General features: G+C 59.9%; 12 protein-coding genes. 7 read left to right on the forward strand and 5 right to left on the reverse strand.

Annotated elements, in window-relative coordinates; all coding sequences use genetic code 11:
* Nucleotides 1-349 precede the first annotated feature (349 nt).
* The 3 genes from BM397_RS26435 (at nucleotide 350) to BM397_RS26445 (ending at nucleotide 5,889) form a co-directional block, all read left to right on the forward strand.
* Entirely contained in the window at nucleotides 350-2,590 is a 2,241-nt protein-coding gene (locus BM397_RS26435) for a GumC family protein (protein ID WP_143015440.1), read from the forward strand.
* Between the two features lie 103 nt (nucleotides 2,591-2,693).
* On the forward strand, nucleotides 2,694-4,421 hold the full coding sequence (locus BM397_RS26440) for a hypothetical protein (RefSeq protein WP_092430511.1): 1,728 nt from the start codon (nucleotides 2,694-2,696) through the stop codon (nucleotides 4,419-4,421).
* A 4-nt stretch (nucleotides 4,422-4,425) separates the two neighbouring features.
* Complete coding sequence (locus tag BM397_RS26445; protein WP_092430513.1) at nucleotides 4,426-5,889, forward strand: oligosaccharide flippase family protein; 1,464 nt, start codon at nucleotides 4,426-4,428, stop codon at nucleotides 5,887-5,889.
* Here the strand turns inward: BM397_RS26445 and BM397_RS26450 are convergent.
* The 4 genes from BM397_RS26450 to BM397_RS29140 form a co-directional block, all read right to left on the reverse strand.
* Nucleotides 5,882-7,015, reverse strand: a complete 1,134-nt coding sequence (locus BM397_RS26450) for a glycosyltransferase family 2 protein (RefSeq protein WP_092430515.1) — start codon at nucleotides 7,013-7,015, stop codon at nucleotides 5,882-5,884. The genes BM397_RS26445 and BM397_RS26450 overlap by 8 nt on opposite strands.
* 978 nt (nucleotides 7,016-7,993) lie before the next feature.
* Nucleotides 7,994-8,929: a sulfotransferase domain-containing protein gene (locus BM397_RS26460; protein WP_092430518.1), complete on the reverse strand. Its 936-nt coding sequence runs from the start codon at nucleotides 8,927-8,929 to the stop codon at nucleotides 7,994-7,996.
* A 54-nt stretch (nucleotides 8,930-8,983) separates the two neighbouring features.
* On the reverse strand, nucleotides 8,984-10,639 hold the full coding sequence (gene xrtE / locus BM397_RS26465) for an exosortase E/protease, VPEID-CTERM system (RefSeq protein WP_092430520.1): 1,656 nt from the start codon (nucleotides 10,637-10,639) through the stop codon (nucleotides 8,984-8,986).
* A 22-nt stretch (nucleotides 10,640-10,661) separates the two neighbouring features.
* Nucleotides 10,662-11,159: a hypothetical protein gene (locus tag BM397_RS29140; RefSeq protein WP_143015441.1), complete on the reverse strand. Its 498-nt coding sequence runs from the start codon at nucleotides 11,157-11,159 to the stop codon at nucleotides 10,662-10,664.
* 363 nt (nucleotides 11,160-11,522) lie between these two features.
* Here BM397_RS29140 and BM397_RS26470 point away from each other — a divergent pair, with 363 nt between their 5' ends.
* Genes BM397_RS26470 through BM397_RS26485 form a run of 4 tightly spaced genes read left to right on the forward strand, consistent with a single transcriptional unit; the run spans nucleotide 11,523 to nucleotide 15,470 of the window.
* Nucleotides 11,523-12,977, forward strand: coding sequence for a UbiA family prenyltransferase (locus BM397_RS26470; protein WP_092430522.1), 1,455 nt, complete (start codon nucleotides 11,523-11,525; stop codon nucleotides 12,975-12,977).
* Nucleotides 12,974-13,396: a GtrA family protein gene (locus BM397_RS26475; protein WP_092430524.1), complete on the forward strand. Its 423-nt coding sequence runs from the start codon at nucleotides 12,974-12,976 to the stop codon at nucleotides 13,394-13,396. Before BM397_RS26470 ends, BM397_RS26475 begins: the two co-directional genes overlap by 4 nt.
* Nucleotides 13,393-14,727 (forward strand): FAD-binding oxidoreductase, encoded by a 1,335-nt coding sequence (locus tag BM397_RS26480; protein ID WP_245696236.1) that lies wholly within the window; start codon nucleotides 13,393-13,395, stop codon nucleotides 14,725-14,727. The genes BM397_RS26475 and BM397_RS26480 overlap by 4 nt, the downstream gene beginning before the upstream one ends.
* Nucleotides 14,724-15,470 (forward strand): SDR family oxidoreductase, encoded by a 747-nt coding sequence (locus tag BM397_RS26485; protein WP_092430526.1) that lies wholly within the window; start codon nucleotides 14,724-14,726, stop codon nucleotides 15,468-15,470. Before BM397_RS26480 ends, BM397_RS26485 begins: the two co-directional genes overlap by 4 nt.
* A 21-nt stretch (nucleotides 15,471-15,491) precedes the next feature.
* Here the strand turns inward: BM397_RS26485 and BM397_RS26490 are convergent, their stop codons facing one another.
* Nucleotides 15,492-16,649 carry an FAD-dependent oxidoreductase gene (locus BM397_RS26490; protein ID WP_092430528.1) on the reverse strand — a complete coding sequence of 386 codons (1,158 nt, stop codon included), beginning with the start codon at nucleotides 16,647-16,649 and terminating at the stop codon, nucleotides 15,492-15,494.
* Nucleotides 16,650-16,659 lie beyond the last annotated feature (10 nt).

The following is a 16,659-nucleotide window of genomic DNA, read 5'->3' on the forward strand; positions in this document are numbered from 1 at the left end:
ATCGATTGGCGCCTACGCCAAAAATTCAGCCTGATCTTTAGCCGCAATGCTACATCGCGGGATTTTCGGTCGTCGATGACAAGGAGTTGGTCTAGCTTCGGTTAGCGTTAGAGTTACCGAGTGCCAGTAAGCTGTCCGATTAGAGGAAAGCTCTGGAGTTCTTTCGCATAGTATATTTTTTCATATTTTTCTGGACTTACATGAATTATTCTCAATTTGATTCCGGAGGCGCGGCGCCCAGACCAAGGAAGCGCCACATTGTCTGGATGGGGCTTTCTCTCCGTAACAATCACGCACAGGCCCATAGCAACTCTCGGTTTAGGACGGTGCAGGTACGTCGGAGCCGCCTGTGAACGCGCGCGGCGGTCCACAGCCGATCCCGATGTTCCCACGCGGAGGGCTTCCCGGAGACGAGGAAGCGTCTCAGCGTGCGGCTCCGTTCGGCCTCGATGATTTCATCACGATCATTCGCAAGCGATTGTGGCTTCTGTTAGCAACCACGGTCGTGTGCTTTTCGATCGCGGTGCTCGCTCTTTCGACTTATCCGCCGCAGTATGTCGCGTCGACGAACATGCTGCTCGGAACTCAGAGCGGCGCGACCAGAAATTCCTCTGACCTTTTGGAAGATCGTGCGCTGACCGACACTGCCATCCAAGGCGAACTTGCCATTCTAGGTTCGAGCGCGCTGCTGATCAGGGTGGTTCACGCATTAGAGCTGGACAAGGATCCGGAGTTCAACGCAGCCCTGCGCCCGCCGCCGGAACCTGTGCCAGTGATCGATCCGATCAAGAACGCTCTCCAGGCCGCTGTCGACTTCATTAAAGTGCTGTTGTTGCCTCCACCCGCGCCGGAGCAGGACGCAGAAGAGGTCTCCGAGGGGCTCGCCGAAGCTTCCACCGCGCGGGATGCGATGCTCGGTGAATATAGCGGTGTGGCCAATAGTCTTCGGCGCAGCCTGTCCTTTCGTCAGCGCGGCAGCTCCTTCGTCGTCGAGGTCACAGCGACCTCGGAAAATCCGATCAAGGCCGCGGGGATCGCGAACGCGGTGGCGGATGAATACATCGACTTCGTAAGCGACAGACGTTTCGAAGCAGCGCAGCGCTTCACACGTTGGCTCGAGACCCGCGTCGGCGAGCTCGCGGACGTCTTAGAAGTGTCCGAAACTGCAGTGATTTCCTATGAGGCTGTCGCGGACAGCCAGATCGACAGTCCGGAGCGGCTCAATCAGCAAATGCAGGAGGTGACTTCCCGACTGGTCGATACAAGGAGTCGGCTGGCGGAAGTCGAAGCTCAGGGCAGCAAAGCGCAGGCACTCTTGGCTGACGGAAACCTCATCGCGGCTGCGACGATCCTCACCTCGCCGGCCATGGACAACTACGTGGTCCGCCTCGCCGCGCTCCGAGCAGACACGGCACTCGCGCTCGAGCGCTTTGCCGACGATAGCGCCCGTGTGATGGCAATCAAACGCGAAACCATGGCGCTCACGGATGCGCTACAAGACGAGGTTGATCGCGCCGTGCAGGGATTGCTGAACCAGGCCGAGGTCTTGAGGCTGAACGTGACGGCGTTGCGCGAAAACCTTGATGGGCTCGAGAACACAATGCTCGCCCGCTCCAAGCATCAGATCAAGCTCAACCAACTGGTTCGTGTCGCGGATGCCAACCGGCGCCTCTACAACGACTTTCTTAGTCGCTTTAAGGAATCGAGTGAGATTCAGAACCTTCGCCAGGCCGATGCCGAGGTGATCGCCTATGGCTCGCCTCCAAACGCGCCGGCGTTGCCGCGCAAGAAGGCAACGGTGGTGCTGGCGATTTTCGGCGGGCTGTTCCTTGGGATGAGCATGATATTCCTGCTCGAACTCCTACCGAAGAGTTTCGTGACATCCGATCAGGTGACGCGTGCACTCGGGCTTCGCGTCTTCGGCCATCTGCCGCGTTTGCCCATCAAGGACACGGCCCGCAATCTTGCGACGCGGCTGAGCGACCGCGCGGGCTGGGTGCTCGGCGGCGCCGCAAGGTCCGCCATTCGCAATTTAGATCTTACGCTTGGCAGGCCAGCACGTTCGGCCATGCTGGTTTCGTTGTCGGATGACAAGGAAAGGTCCACCCTGGCGATGCTCCTCGCCTGGGCCGCGGCGCAGCAGGGAAAGAAATGTCTGCTCCTGGATGCCGACTTGAGGACGGCAGGTCTCACGAAGCGGTTCGAGGTCAATCCTTCGGCCGGTTTTGTGGAAGTGCTCTACGAAGAGGCTCCCCTTAAAGACGCGATCATCGAGGATACGCCGCTTGGCGTCTCCTTGCTGCCGATGATCCCCGGGAGGACCGACGCGGCGACCTTGTTCGGGACCGCTCGGGCGGACCGACTGATCAAGGACCTCTGCGAGCGCTTCGACCTGTTGCTGATCGATGCGCCGGGACTGCTCGAGGTGTCCGACCTCGTCAGTCTGCCGAGCCCGATCGACATGGGGCTTCTTGCGGTGTGCTCGAAACGCACGCGGGTGAAGACTGCCAAGGAAGGCTATCCGCTGTTTCGTTCGCTGAACTTCACGATGGAAGGCGCTGTCCTGACTGGGTTGCGGATGCGTGGGTGACCTGCACCCAGGACGCGCGAGTCCGCCAAGGCAAATTGCGAAGGAAGGCAGCGCCAAGCGGGCTAGGGGAGTGACATGACAAAAAGCGCGAAGGGAGCCACAAATGACATCAGGTTTCTTTGACCAATCCCGAGCGGCGGGCGGCCTATCGGAGGCGCGGTCGTGCAGCGGCGGCCAATCGAACGAGCGCCGAATTGTCCTTCTGGACTGGGTGGCCGCTCTTGCACTGACGGCAGTTGGCGCGGCGCTGGCCTCATTCCTCGCCGGCGGCCTGCCAGCGATCGGGATCGATGATGCTGCGATCACGCGCTCCTATGCCGAGAACCTCGCGAACGGCCTAGGTTACGTGTACAACGCCGGTGGCGAGCGCGTCGAAGGTTCGACCAGCTTCCTCTGGACCATGATGGTGGCATTCCTCTACTGGCTGACGCCGGAGCCGGAGATACTGGTCCTTCTGCTAGCGGGCCTGATGACAGCCTTCGCGGTCTTCAACGTATTTCAGCTATGCAGGGCGCTTTCTGAACGACTTCGCGCCTCGCCCCAGATTTCCGTGGCTGCGCTGTGGGTGGCTTTGTTAGGCAGCCCCGGCTATTTCCTCTGGTCCGTCTGGAGCATGATGGAGGTGGCGCTGTGGTCCTGCATGGTGATGCTTCTGGTTCGGCAGCTGATCGGGTGCGTCGAAGCAGGACCGAAGAGTGGGGCCGCGCTGTCCTTCGGAACGCTCGTCCCTGCGATCGCCTTGCCGCTTTCGCGTCCCGAGGGGGTCGCAGTCTCGGTGGGGATAATCGCCCTCGGGACACTTCTAGATCGACGACTGCGTCTGCCAGGCCTCATCCTGATGTCGGCGTCACTGTCCGCCTTTGCCGCAGTCACGCTCTTTAGGATTTGGTACTTCGGTCAACCCTTTCCTAACACCTTCTATGCCAAGGTCTCGTCCGATCGAATGCAGGACCTCATTGACGGTCTCAAATATGCGAACAGGTTCGTCTTGCGCGCACCCTTCGTCGAGGTCTTCATCGTGGCTTGGGTGGCGGCCGCGACATGGGGAATTCAGCGCGCGTACAAAGGCGTGCCTGGCAGTCGCGGGCTATTGGTTGGGGCTGCCGCAGTGTTCGGCTTTCTGGCCATCTACGCTTGTCTCGGCGGCGACCACTTCGCGCTGTGGCGCTTCTATCAGCCAGTGGTGCCGCTCGTCCCCGTCGCTTTCGCCATCGGGATTGCATTGCTTTTCCGCATCCTTCCTTTGGGAGCCGCAGCAAGGACCGGCACACTGTCCATTTCAATCGTTGCTGCGGCCACATACGTTCTGATTGGGTCTATGCAATACCGCGTGAACCGCTTCGATGTGACGAAGGAGTTCCGGCTCAACCAGCAAGGCATTGAATTTGGTACCTACCTCAACGAGGTCTCGCCTCGACCATCGATCGGCGTCGGTCCGGCTGGCGGCATCGCCTTGGGCTACGATGGATATATCTACGATCTGCTAGGCCTCAATTGGGTCGAAATGGCACATGCCAACCCGGTGAAAGTGGGCATGCGCAATCACGCCAGTTTCGACAAGCCGACTTTTTGGCAGTACAGCCCGGACGTGATCGCGAATTTCAACAGGCCTTGCACGGAGGGCGGGACCCAGCAGTACTGGGCGTCCAATGACGACGCTTTCGGCGGGCTCTTCGGAGACGCTGAGTTCCGGCGCCGCTATCGTCCGGTGCTCTTCCGGCAGCAAAGCAAGTGCTGGCCCGGGTTTGCGACGCCGGAATGGCTCGAAATGGCGACGCACGACCCTAGCCTCACCGTCATGGAATGGTCCGATATCGTGATCCTGAGGTAATGCCATGGCGCTGAACTCGAGCCATTCTGCGCCGGATCAACGTCAGAAGCGCGGCTTCTTCACGAATGTAGCGGCGCTTGTCTTGGCACGCGGCTTTCTTGCGCTCTCGCAAGTGCTCGTCCTGCCGATCATTGCGCGGTACCTGACGGTCGAGGAGTTCGCGATCATGGCGCTGGCGATGACCGTGGTGATATTCGCCTCGGTTCTGAGTGACGGCGGATTGGGCCGTTCACTTATTCGGACCTCGCACTATGATCCCGTCGAATGGTCGAGCGTGTTCTGGTTGCTGACCGGATTGGGGCTTGGGCTTTGCGCTGGCGTTTTGCTCATGGCGCCGATCTGGGCATGGTATTTTGCCGAGCCGATGCTGCTGCCGATTATCTCGACATTGTCTGTCCTCCCGCTGATGCAATCGATCTCGGCGACTCCGAATGCTGAAATCGAGCGCCGGGAACACTACACCGCGCTTGCCCGTCTTCAGATCGTTGCGGCGGGCACAGGCCTGCTGGTCGCGGTTCTGCTCGCCTTGGTCGGAGCCGGAGTCTGGGCACTGGTCGGGCAGCAAGTGGTGCTTGCTGCGGTGCGGCTGGTGGGGGTGCTCTACCTTTCGGAGTTCCGCCCGTCGCTGTCGTTCTCGAGGCTATTGTTGTCGGGGCATCTGGGTTTCGCCAGGGACACGATCGTCACGTCAATAATCTCGGTTGTCCAGCACCAGTCCGCCTTTGTGGCGATTGGCAAGTTGCTGGGATCATTCCAACTGGGGCTGTTCGCCATGAATCAGAGGTTTTCCCGACTGCCGCAATTCGGGCTTGCCGGGCCCTTTTCCTCTGTCGTTTACGTGCGCATGGCCAAGGCGAAGGAATCGCCCGAGACGATCGCCGCAATTTACCTGGCTGCCTCCAGGCTGCTGGCCGCAGTTCTGATACCGGCGATGGCGATGATCGCGGTTTCCGGGCGTGATCTCTTCGGCGTCTTGCTGTCCGACAAATGGAGCCACGTCGCCCCGATCTTCGCGTTGTCAATGCCTGGGATCGTCGCGGAGGCCGTGACCATCACCTGCCTCGTTTGCATTTTTCGTGCACTGGGGCGGACCGACCTGCAAGTGCGCCTAGTCATCGAAGGGACTGTCCTGAAAGTGGTCCTGGTGGTAATCAGCGCCTCGGTGAGCCTCGAGGCCGTTGCGTGTGTTTTCACGCTCTGGGCCCTGATCTACATCCCACGCGGCTGGATGCTGGCACGGCAGGTGGTGCCGATCAGTATCCGCGCCTGCGCAGAGGTCCTACTGAGACCGATCGCGGTTTCGGTTGTCGCAGTGGCAACCTATGTTTTTGTGCACCCTTGGCACAGCCTTGCGCCGAGCTCGCGTATCGTCGAAGCGATGGTACTTGCCCTATTGGCTTATGGCCTGCTCGTCATGCTCGACCGTCAGAGGCTGCGGGTCGCGGTGGACCTCTTTACGCTCAGGTAGACCTGCGCCCAGTCGATCTGGCCGCGACGCAATCCCCGCGGAGACCTATTCGCGCGCATTGTAGCAGGAAGCCGAGGGCCCACGCGTTGTGCATGACCGCCAACGCCGTGCCGGCGTGCAGCCCCGCCAGGCTGCGCAGCCTGTGAGCACCGACGCACGAGATGGTCAGCAAAGTCAGCAGATAGTGCAATGGCAGGAGCAGGGCATAGGGCCAGAAGATTGCGATGGCTAAGCTGGCCACTATCGATAAAAGGTTTAGAACCGGCACAAATTGGCGGAGTCTAGGCCGCATACGGTGCTTAAGAACGGTGCGCGCGCGCCCGTTTCCGTAGCGCCAATATTGCTTCATCAGGGATCGACAGTTGGGCCGCACCTGGTATTGGAGCCGAATGTTGCTGTCCAGCCAGACCCGCCCGCCGGCAAGGCCAAGGCGATGATCATACTCGGCATCCTCGTTGTGGCTGAAAGACGAATCGTAGCCACCGATACGTTGGAACCATTCGAGCCGGAACCCTGCGTGATGTCCGTGGTCGACCCATCCTGACTTGGTCCCTCCCCGATGTCCGGAACCGCCAGAGCCCAACGGCGTGTCCATCGCCCAAGCGCAAGCTCTCTGGAAGGAATTGCTCCCCGTCGCGTCCATCACCGTGGTGATCGAAGCCGCTTCCGGCTTCAAGGCCATCGCTTCGGCGACCTCGCGAACGTATCCCTTGGGGTAGAGCGCGTGTGCGTCACAACGGACGAGATAGACGAATCCTGAAGCCGCCTCGGAAGAGACAGCCAAGTTTATGCCTGCAGACTGAAGACGCGCGACATTGGAAATCAGCCTGAGTTCGGGAAGCTCTTGGCACAGTTCGCGGACAATCTCTTGTGTCCCATCAGTGCTGCCACCATCGGCAACTACGACCCGTACAGTACGCATGAAGGGCTTGTCCGACAGAAGGCTCTCGAGACACGCTTGAATGCTCTCGGCCTCGTTTAACGTCGGAATTACCACCAAGACCTCACAAGGAAGAACGATCACGGGCCTAGGGGACTCGGCGATCTTCAAGTCAGCACGGCCGTCTGCCGATATTTCCATCCCGCATTGGGTCAACAGAGCCCTAGGAGCAATCTGGCTGCTCATAAGACACAATCCAATCTGAAAATCCCCATGACACATCCCTCAGAGTCAATGCATCACCCCGAAAAGCACGTCGAAACAATTTCTTATTTTTTATTCTGAAATTCACACAAAAAACACGCAGAAGTTGAGTTGGTGTATTTTCGTATTCTCGGGCAACGCAATAAATTTTACAGATCGCGATCTCAAGACCGCATAGGTGTTTAATTTCTTCTTCAAATCAGGAGACACACTAGGATATTCCAAAGCCGAAATCTACGCATTTCATCGTGTCTTTCTGCGGATGCGAAGACAGTTCCCCGTCGCCAGCGCTCATGGGACATCTGAATTGGTTTCGGAAAGGAGGGTTTCCGGCTCATCGTGGCCGCCAAGGGATCGAGTTGAGACGGAAATCCGGAACACGGAAGTCTCCAGCCGAGCAGGTTCTGAAGCACTGAATCGAGTCAGTGAAAACCTGCTCATGCTGCAGGGGAGAGCGCAGCGATGGGTATGACGATGGACGGCAGCATCAAGCGGTGGACGGCGAAGCGGAAGACAGCGCTCGTCATCGCGACCATTTAGGGCAAGACGACCGTGTCGGAGGCAAGTCGATCATTGACCTCACACCCTCCGAGATCGAGGGCTGGGTCGAAGACGTGTGGCGGGGTATGGAGAACTCGCTGCACGCCAACCCGCCCGACATCCGGGAGCAAGACGAGAACCAGCCCCGGGACCTGCAGGAAGCCTATGGCGAGGCCATGCTGGAGCTACGGCTCCGAAAAAAGCTTCAGGCCCCGTTGGGGGCGACGGATCAATTCCCGTCCTGCGCATCCAGCAGGGCCTCTTGGCCGAGGGCGTCACGGTGTCCATCGCCAAGCTCAGCACGTGTTTAGGCATTCCCCGGCGCACGCTCTGCTAAAAGCCAGTGAAAGCCGCGCCGAAAGTTGATCCGCGGTACTCCGAGCCGACCAAGAAGATGATCGAGGAAGAGCCGTCCGTCGGCTAACCGATACCACTCGCTGCAGGGAGTCCGCAAAGTCTCTCATACGTCGCCCATGGAAGGCTCTCTCGACGCAAGAGCTCAGGCAACGCAAGCAGCTCTTCTTCGAAGACCTCGGTCAATCGCGCGCGCGTGGCTTCGTTCATCGGAGGCACGATGCCGCGCATATTCTGGCTGTTGGCTGCCAGCAGCCGCTGAACAGGTCCCGCTGCTTTCACTCGCGCCAACTGATCTTCTAGGCCGAGGTCGCGCAGCTTGTCGCCACCGGCTCTGAGCACCGCCCGCAGAGCGGGCAGTCTTGCGCGATCGCTCTCGTTCCTGCGTTCGAGAAGCACAGGCGAGACATGCTCTGCGTCAAGTCCAGAAAAGGCATAGACCTTTTGCGCGGCGCCAATCGGGTCAGCCGATATTTCCTCGGCGAACATGACCAGTATCGAGTCCCGTTCGAACTGCGAGAACCAACGGCGGAGATGGGTCGCGTAACGGCCCTGATCAATGTAGCCGGGATTGTTGGCCAAACCCTCTTCGAAAGGGACAGCACCAATATGGCCTTGGATGACCTCGTGAAGGTGGTTGGAATAGGCACGCTCTACCGGGTCCCGGAGAAGCACGATGATCTTCATTTCCGGCCGATAGCCACGGATGCGTTCCGGGCTGCGAGGATCATAAAAGTAGGACGGAGAGGCCTCGAAACGCACCGGAAGTGCTACACAGGCGGAGAAATGCTTCTCATACCAAGAATAGCCGCGATCGAAGAAATAGCTGAAGAAATCCAGTTCCTTGGGCGCCGATATGCCTGCCTGTGGATGCGTACCCATCGCGGAGTGAATGAAGGAGGTCGCGCATTTTTGCACGCCGACGCAAATTACGTTGGCGCCCGAGCGACAGGGTTCGTCAGCGGGTTCAGCGACGGCTCTCGACAACGTGTTGACCTTCATTCTTCGGCCCTCTCTCTTGCATTTGATCCAAGGCTCGCGGGATTTGGCATGACCTCACCAAAGGTCCCATCGCCCCGCCCCCAAGACGGCGACCGCGACCAGCAGGTTCGCCGTGGCATGTGCTATGACGGCATCACTTAACTTGCCGCGCCTCGAAGCGGCGAAACTGAAGGCCAACCCGGCGAGCAGACCGGCAATCCAATTGCTATGGAGAAGCGCAAACGCCGCAGCGCTGATCAATGCCGCGGGCCAATGCCAGTCGTAGCGAGCCTTTGTGAAGTCCGCCGAAATCAGGCGACGTTGCAGGTAGCCCCGAAACGCCAGCTCCTCGATAACCGGCACAATGAGAATGCTGCCGACCAGCCGGAACCCTAGCCACACCCACATGTACCCAATGCTCCAACCTTCTGCCTGGGCAACATCCCTCAGGCTGCGCGCAGGCGCTGCCGGAGGGTGAAGCGCAAGCCAGAGTAGGAAGACGGAAACTCCGATGAGCAGGGGCGCGATGATCTGCTGCGGCGCATATGCGAGCCAAGTTTTGCATCTTGCCACCAATGTGAAAACGCCCCCGCCAAGCCAGAACAATGCCAGCACCGTTGCGACCACCCGCAGGGGATAGAGCGCGTCTTGACCAACCGAGAAGGCTCCGGTCAGCATTGCGACACCTAGCCAGACGAGAACGGGCAGCAGGAAGTCTGGTGTGGCGCTATCGGAGGCCTGTGCCGATGAAATATCGCGTGCGTGGAACCATGTGATATGTCGACTGATCGCGACAATCCCCAGTGTTACAAGACAGAAGAAGACCCAGCCTGCCAAGGAGTGGAAAGCGCCATTGGCGATTTCTGGTCCCAAGTTTTGGCCGACGAGAATGAGTCCGGAGATCCTCAGGCCGTTGGCCAAGAAGGACAGGCCGACGCCCAAGGGCACGAGGAGCAGAGCTTGCGGAAAGCGATGTTCTTCGCGGAAGCGCCACAGGTACCCGGCCAGGAACAAGGCGACCAGAGCCATCCCGGCGATTCCCGAGCAACTGGGGTTCACCACCACGGCAAAATTGTCAAAGCCGACCGCCGATATGTCGGGATCAACCCAAGCGCCCTCGCAGCAGACGCTGAGGATCCCGAAGGTCAGAAACAGCACCGGGAGGGAGATCTCCAACCAAAATGGCTGAACGAGCGGCACTACCAAGGCGAAGCCGAAACCGACAAGCAGCGCACCGAACAAGACCGGCCGCAATTGTGCCGCCAAGCTGCCGAGTGCGCCCCCCAGCGCCGCGAAAAGTATTGAAAAAACCATCGCTACAGCGCTGGCGATCCAAAGCACCATCAGTGCCGGGCCGCCCCAGGCTGCAAACCAGGGCAGCCCGAAAATCGCAAAGCTTGCGCAGAAGAACAACAGGGCAAGCAAGAAGTGCAGCAGTAGCCACTCTCCGTGCCATCTACCCAACCGGGCGTTGGCAACTTCGATCTCTGATCGAATTCGCTCTCCCCAGTAGAGCCACAGGGCGCAGAGGGCGACAATCAGGCTTCCCGAAACAAGCGTAACGCAAAGGATGGCAGCCTGCCAAAGGGTTGGCAGGCGCTCGATGACATCTTCTTCGTACTGGACGGTCAGGCTTACGAATAAAGTCAGATGTTCGAAAAGCAGAACCGATGTTGCAATGAAGATCCGCGGCGCAACGCGACGCTTCGCAAGCTGTTCATCAATATTCATCGGAGCCGGCAACTCCGGTTGATCAGGAACGGCGACGCCGAGTCCCAGTCATCACGGCAATGCCGCCGAGAACGAACAGAAGGCCGGCTGCGGCTCCTTCTGCGTGGATCTCGGGCACGGCGACACAATCATGTCGGCACTTATCCTTAGGGGGCGGCTTGCCATTGCCTCCACCCTGACCGCCCGCGAGGGCGACGTTTGACGTCAAAAGTAGATTCGCTGCCAGAACAGCTGCAGTCATGAAATAAATATTAAAATTCTTCATCTGAAAATTCCCCAAAGGAATGATGTCCACGGAACATATCCTTTGCTCTGATTCTGGAAAACGTGAAGTTGAATGCTTCTGAAGCGAAGGGAAGGAAATATGCCGAAAAGCTCGTCCCACCGCTGAAATTTTGAACACCCGGCGTCGGGTGTCAGGAAGTGCCGCGTCTTCCGAAATGGTTTCCATCGGGGGACGTGTCGGGCGAACGTTGAGCTTCGCGGCTGCGCCGAACTTGCGAGGGGGCATTTTCTGCATGGGATGTGTCTGCGGCTCAAGATGGAAAACCTGTTCACCAAATAGGCGCTTCCGGAACACGTTCTAACGCGGCCAACATAGCTTGAAGTACCTCCGGCGCAGGCCGAGACAGCGCTGGCATTGAAAGACATCTGCGCTCAGACAGAATCGCGACGCCCGGACGCGAGCCCCGAAAGTGATCGAACATCCTCCCCGATGGGGAAAAAATCCGCAAATGCGGGCTGGCGGCGCATTTAACCTATGGCGACGCCATAAAATCCTTGATTTGGGAGAGTGCGCGATGAAGCCTCGTAAAGGTTTCTGTGGCCTTCAATTTGATTTCCGTAAGTTTTTCAATGATATTAATTTTCGCGAGAAATGTGCATGGACGATTCACACAATTTTCGTATTGCCCAAGATGATTTGACCTTGGTCATCGATCTTGACGGCACGCTTATACGTAGTGACATGCTCTACGAGACGTTTTGGTCGGCGATTTCACGCAGATGGCTCAATCTCGTTCCAGCCCTTCACGCAGTGTGCCAAGGGCGTGCGGCGCTCAAACGGCGCCTAGAGGAACTCGGAGCCGTCGAGCCCGGTTTTCTTCCTTACAACACGGAGGTCATAGCCCATATCAAGGATTGGCGGGCGCAGGGCGGCCGCACTGCTTTGGTGTCGGCGTCCGATCAGAGGATCGTTGACCGGATAAGCGCGCATCTCGGCCTGTTCGACGATGTCCACGGCTCGGATGGGAAGCATAACCTGAAAGGTGAGGCCAAGGCAGAGCGACTGCTCGAACTCTATGGTCGGGGGAATTTCGTCTATGTCGGAGATTCTTCAGCGGATGTTCCAGTTTGGAACGCCGCCGAGCGTGCTGTGACGGTGGACGTCTCGCCGGCATTGGCCAAACGCGTCGACCAGCAGGCCGGAGAGGTGAAGCATCTTCAGACAGGTGGAGCGGACCGAACGCATGCGGCGTTCCGGGCGTTGCGACCGCACCAATGGCTCAAGAACGTTCTGGTGTTCCTGCCTCTGCTGGCTGCGCACAAGTTCGAGTGGTTGCCAATCACGCAAGCGCTGCTCGCCTTCGTTGCCTACAGCCTCATCGCGTCTTCTGTCTACCTGCTCAACGATCTGCTCGACCTCGCAGCCGACCGGGCGCACCCGCGCAAGCGCACACGCCCCTTCGCCGCAGGCGATCTGCCGTTGTCCTGGGGGACGGTCATGACCCCTGCACTGCTGCTTGCAGGCTTCGCGCTGGCGGCCTTTCTCGGTACCGGATTCTTTGCGGTGATGGCGTTCTACTTCGTGATGACTACCGCCTATTCGCTGGCGTTGAAACGCAAGCTCGTGGTGGACATCTGCACACTGGCAGGACTTTACACGCTTCGCATCATTGCTGGCGGGGTCGCGACGCAGACGCCGTTGTCCGTCTGGCTCCTGGCGTTTTCGGTCTTCTTCTTCTTCTCTCTGGCTGCCGTGAAGCGACAGGCCGAGTTGGTCTCGAGCGCAGCTCAAGGCAATATCAAGGCGCAAGGGCGCGGGTACACCACCGAAGACATCCCGGTCGTCGCGAACATGGCGGTCGCTTCCGGGTACATCTCGATCCTGGTCATGGCGCTTTACCTGAACACCGACGCTGTCCGAAGACTGTACAATGAAACCGCGCCGCTCTGGGGGATATGCCTTGTGCTTCTATTCTGGGTGAGCCGTACCGTCATGATCACGCACCGGGGATGGATGCAGGATGATCCGGTCATCTTCGCAGCCAAGGACCGCGTTTCACTGGTTTGTGCGGTATCGATTTTCGTCCTGGCGACGGCCGGGGTTATGCTATGAGCCCTATGGCTCTCGTTTTTCGTTACAGCGCCTTCGCGGTACTGGCGACGCTGGCCAATCTTGGGACACAGCGACTGGTGCTCTCAGTGGACGACGGTGCTGCGGGCTTCGCCCTTGCAGTCTTCCTCGGAACGATGGTCGGGCTCGTTCTCAAGTACCTGCTAGATAAGCAGTGGATCTTCAATGACCGCTCTACCGGGATCGCCGCTCATGGTCGGAAATTCCCGCTCTACGTGACCATGGGCATCATGACCACGGCGATCTTCTGGGGCATGGAGACGGCATTCTGGCTGGCCTTCCACAGCGACGCCATGCGTGAACTCGGGGCCGTGCTGGGCCTCACGGCGGGCTATATCGTGAAATACTGGCTGGACCGCCGTTTCGTCTTTGTGAAAGGAGCGGTGGCAGGGTCGGCATGATGCGCAGAGAAGTTCTTACCGGTTGGGGGAGGTATCCCAGCAAGCCATGCCTCGTGACGGCGCCGCGCACTGAGAGCGAGGTTTCCACGCTCGCGCGCCATGGCGGGGTCATCGCACGCGGCAATGGCCGGGCCTATGGTGACAGCGCGCTCGGGGGCGCCGCGACGCTCGATATGCGGCGGATGAACCGTATCTTGTCGTTTGATCCCGCGACCGGCGTCCTCGTGGCTGAAGCTGGGCTGCTGCTTGCGGACATCATCACGACCTTCCTGCCGCGTGGCTGGTTTCCTTACGTGACCCCTGGCACCAAGTTCGTCTCTCTTGGCGGCGCCATTGCATCCGACGTACACGGCAAGAACCATCATTGCGACGGTGCCTTCGGCAGCTTCGTCGAGTGGGTCGATCTCGTCGGCGCAGATGGCAAGATGCGGCGGCTGAGCCGCAGCGACAACGATCCGTTGTTCGAGTGGACACTTGGGGGCATGGGCCTTACTGGGGTCATCCTGCGCGCTGCGATCCGCCTGCGGCCGGTGGAAAGCGGCTGGATCCGACAGCGCACGATAGTTGCCCCGAACCTGCGCGCGGCAATGGCGGGATTCGAAGAGGCACAGGATGCCACTTATTCGGTTGCCTGGATCGACTGCTTGGCCACGGGATGCGCGCTCGGGCGCTCGCTCATAATGCTGGGCGAGCACGCGCGCGTCGAGGAAGTCCCTGATGCTTTCCGCGCAAGCCCGCTCTCGACGCCGACCAAGAAAAAGCGAACCGTGCCCTTCGACGCTCCGGCGCTGGCGCTCAACAGGTACTCGGTAAAGGCTTTCAACGCGCTCTACTGGCGCAAGGGGCAGGGCGGTCCCGAGGAGGTCCTGATCGACTGGGACAGCTATTTCTATCCGTTGGATGCAATCCTCGGCTGGAACCGAATTTATGGTCGCAGGGGCTTTGTGCAATTCCAATGCGCGCTTCCGTTGGACAGGGCCGAAGCGGGTCTCATCGCTCTGCTCACCGCGACGGCGCGCGCGGGTCAGGGCTCCTTTCTTGCCGTTTTGAAGCGCTTCGGTGCGCAGGACAGCCGCTTTTCCTTCCCGATGGAGGGTTTCACGCTCGCACTCGACTTTCCGGCGAACCCGAAGACGTTTGCCCTGCTTGACCAACTGGACCGCATCACGCTCGCGCATGGCGGTCGCTTTTACCTCGCCAAGGACGCGCGTCTCTCTGCTTCAACTTTCCATGAGGCGGACCCGCGCGCGGCCCAATACCGAGACTTGCGCCGCGGTGCCGGACTGGATCACGCTTTCGCCTCGGCTCAATCCCAAAGGCTTTTGTTATGACAACTGTGACGTTTCCTCCGGTTCTCGTGATCGGGGCCCGTTCCGACATTGGCCGCGCGGTCGCGCACCGCTTCGCCGCCGCCGGCCACGCGGTCATTCTGGCCGCTCGCCGTGCCAGCGAGCTTGAGCAGGATCGCGCGGATATCTCGCTGCGCCATGGCGTCGAGGCGACTCTGGTGGAATTCGACGTGCTCGACACGGGGGGCATGGCCGACTTTGTCGCGCAGATCTCACCCGAGCCGCAGATTGTCGTATCAGTCGTCGGTGCGATGGGCGACCAAGCTGAAAGCGAGAGTTCTCCGGCGGCGGCGGCGCTGATAATGCGCACCAATTACGAGGGGCCCGCACTGATACTCGGACTCTTTGCCGAGCGCATGGCAAAGGCCGGGACCGGAACCATCGTCGGCGTAAGTTCTGTAGCGGGCGACAGGGGGCGAGCGTCGAATTACATCTACGGCTCAGCCAAGGCGGGGTTTACCGCCTTTCTGTCGGGACTGCGCAACCGCCTTGCCGACAAAGGGGTTCACGTGCTGACGGTTAAGCCCGGCTTCGTGCGGACCAAGATGACCGAGGGCATGGACCTTCCGAAACGTCTGACCGCCGCTCCCGAGGAGGTAGCCGACGCGATCTATGCCGCGGTCGGCAAACGCCACAACGCCATATATGTCCGGCCTATCTGGGCGCTGGTCATGGCGGTGATCCGGTCGATCCCCGAGCCGATCTTCAAGAAGACCCAGTTGTGACCGATGCGTGTCATGCGCGCGTCATCCTGCCGCAAAGGCACAGCGCAGCACCCGGCGCGCGACGCTGGGGGCGGTGGTGAACTTGATGCTGGACAGGCTGACCAACCCTCTCGGGCCACCCTCCGCGCCATGGTCGTGGATTACGTCGCGGTCGAGCAGCTTGAGGCTCGATGGGGCGGCCGCAGGCAACATTCCACGGCTGACCGACGTCACGTCTTCCGGCCGAGCGTCGAGCCCGGGGCAGGCGAGGTTGCAACGCGCGAGAAAGCGCGCGATTGCCTCCTCGGACACCTCGGTGTCGGGATGGCTGCAATCGACAGGAATGTACCCGGTGCCAAGAAAGGTCTTCCCTTCGGAAGGGTAGAGAAAGATCATTCCGCCCGCATCGCCCGGTACCGAGAGCGACAGACCGGAGGTGGCCGGAAAATCTTTTTTTACCATGAGATTGAATGCATTTGCTGGAAATCCGAAGCGCGCCCTGCAGGTAGGATCGACGCTTTCAGCGAGCGCCTGCGTGGCGTATCCCGCGGCAAGGATCACGCGCATCGCGCCGATTTTCCCTGCGCCGCAGCGTACCGCCGTCACGTGCTCCGCTTCAAACTCCACCCCGGTGACTTCCTGCCCCTCCCGGATGTCCAGCCCGGCCGCTCGGGCGCGCTCGGCGAGTGCGGCAATCAGTGCGTTGCTGTCCGGCACCACCAATTCCTCCCAGTGGGCACCTCCCAAGAGGCCCTCGCTTCGGGCACCGGGAAAAGCGTCGCGCGTGGCAGCGGGGCTCAGAACCCGGCCGGAGGGGATGCGCTTTTCCTGCGGTACGCCCCTGTTGCGATCGGGCCCGATACTCCGCTCCATAAGGAAGGCGGCGCGGAATACGCAGGGCCGCTTGAGGCCCTCTCCGTAAAGCGGCATGAGAAACGCCTGCCGCGATACAAGATCGGGAAACGAACGGAGAAACCAGCGGCTGTCTTCCAGCGAGGCGCGGAAACGGCGCATGTCGAGGCTTTGCAGGTAGCGCAGTCCGCCATGCAGGATACGGTACCAGCCACCGGTCGCACCCGCCGCGAGCTTGTCCTTCTCGAGCAGCAGTGCCCGATGACCGCTCTCGGCCGCCTGAAGGCCGATCATCAACCCGTGGATGCCACCGCCGACGATGACCAGATCGTAGTTCTCATCTTGCATGATGCCGCAT

The organism is Alloyangia pacifica (assembly GCF_900116195.1).
In the GTDB taxonomy this organism is placed as follows: Bacteria; Pseudomonadota; Alphaproteobacteria; order Rhodobacterales; family Rhodobacteraceae; genus Salipiger; species Salipiger pacificus.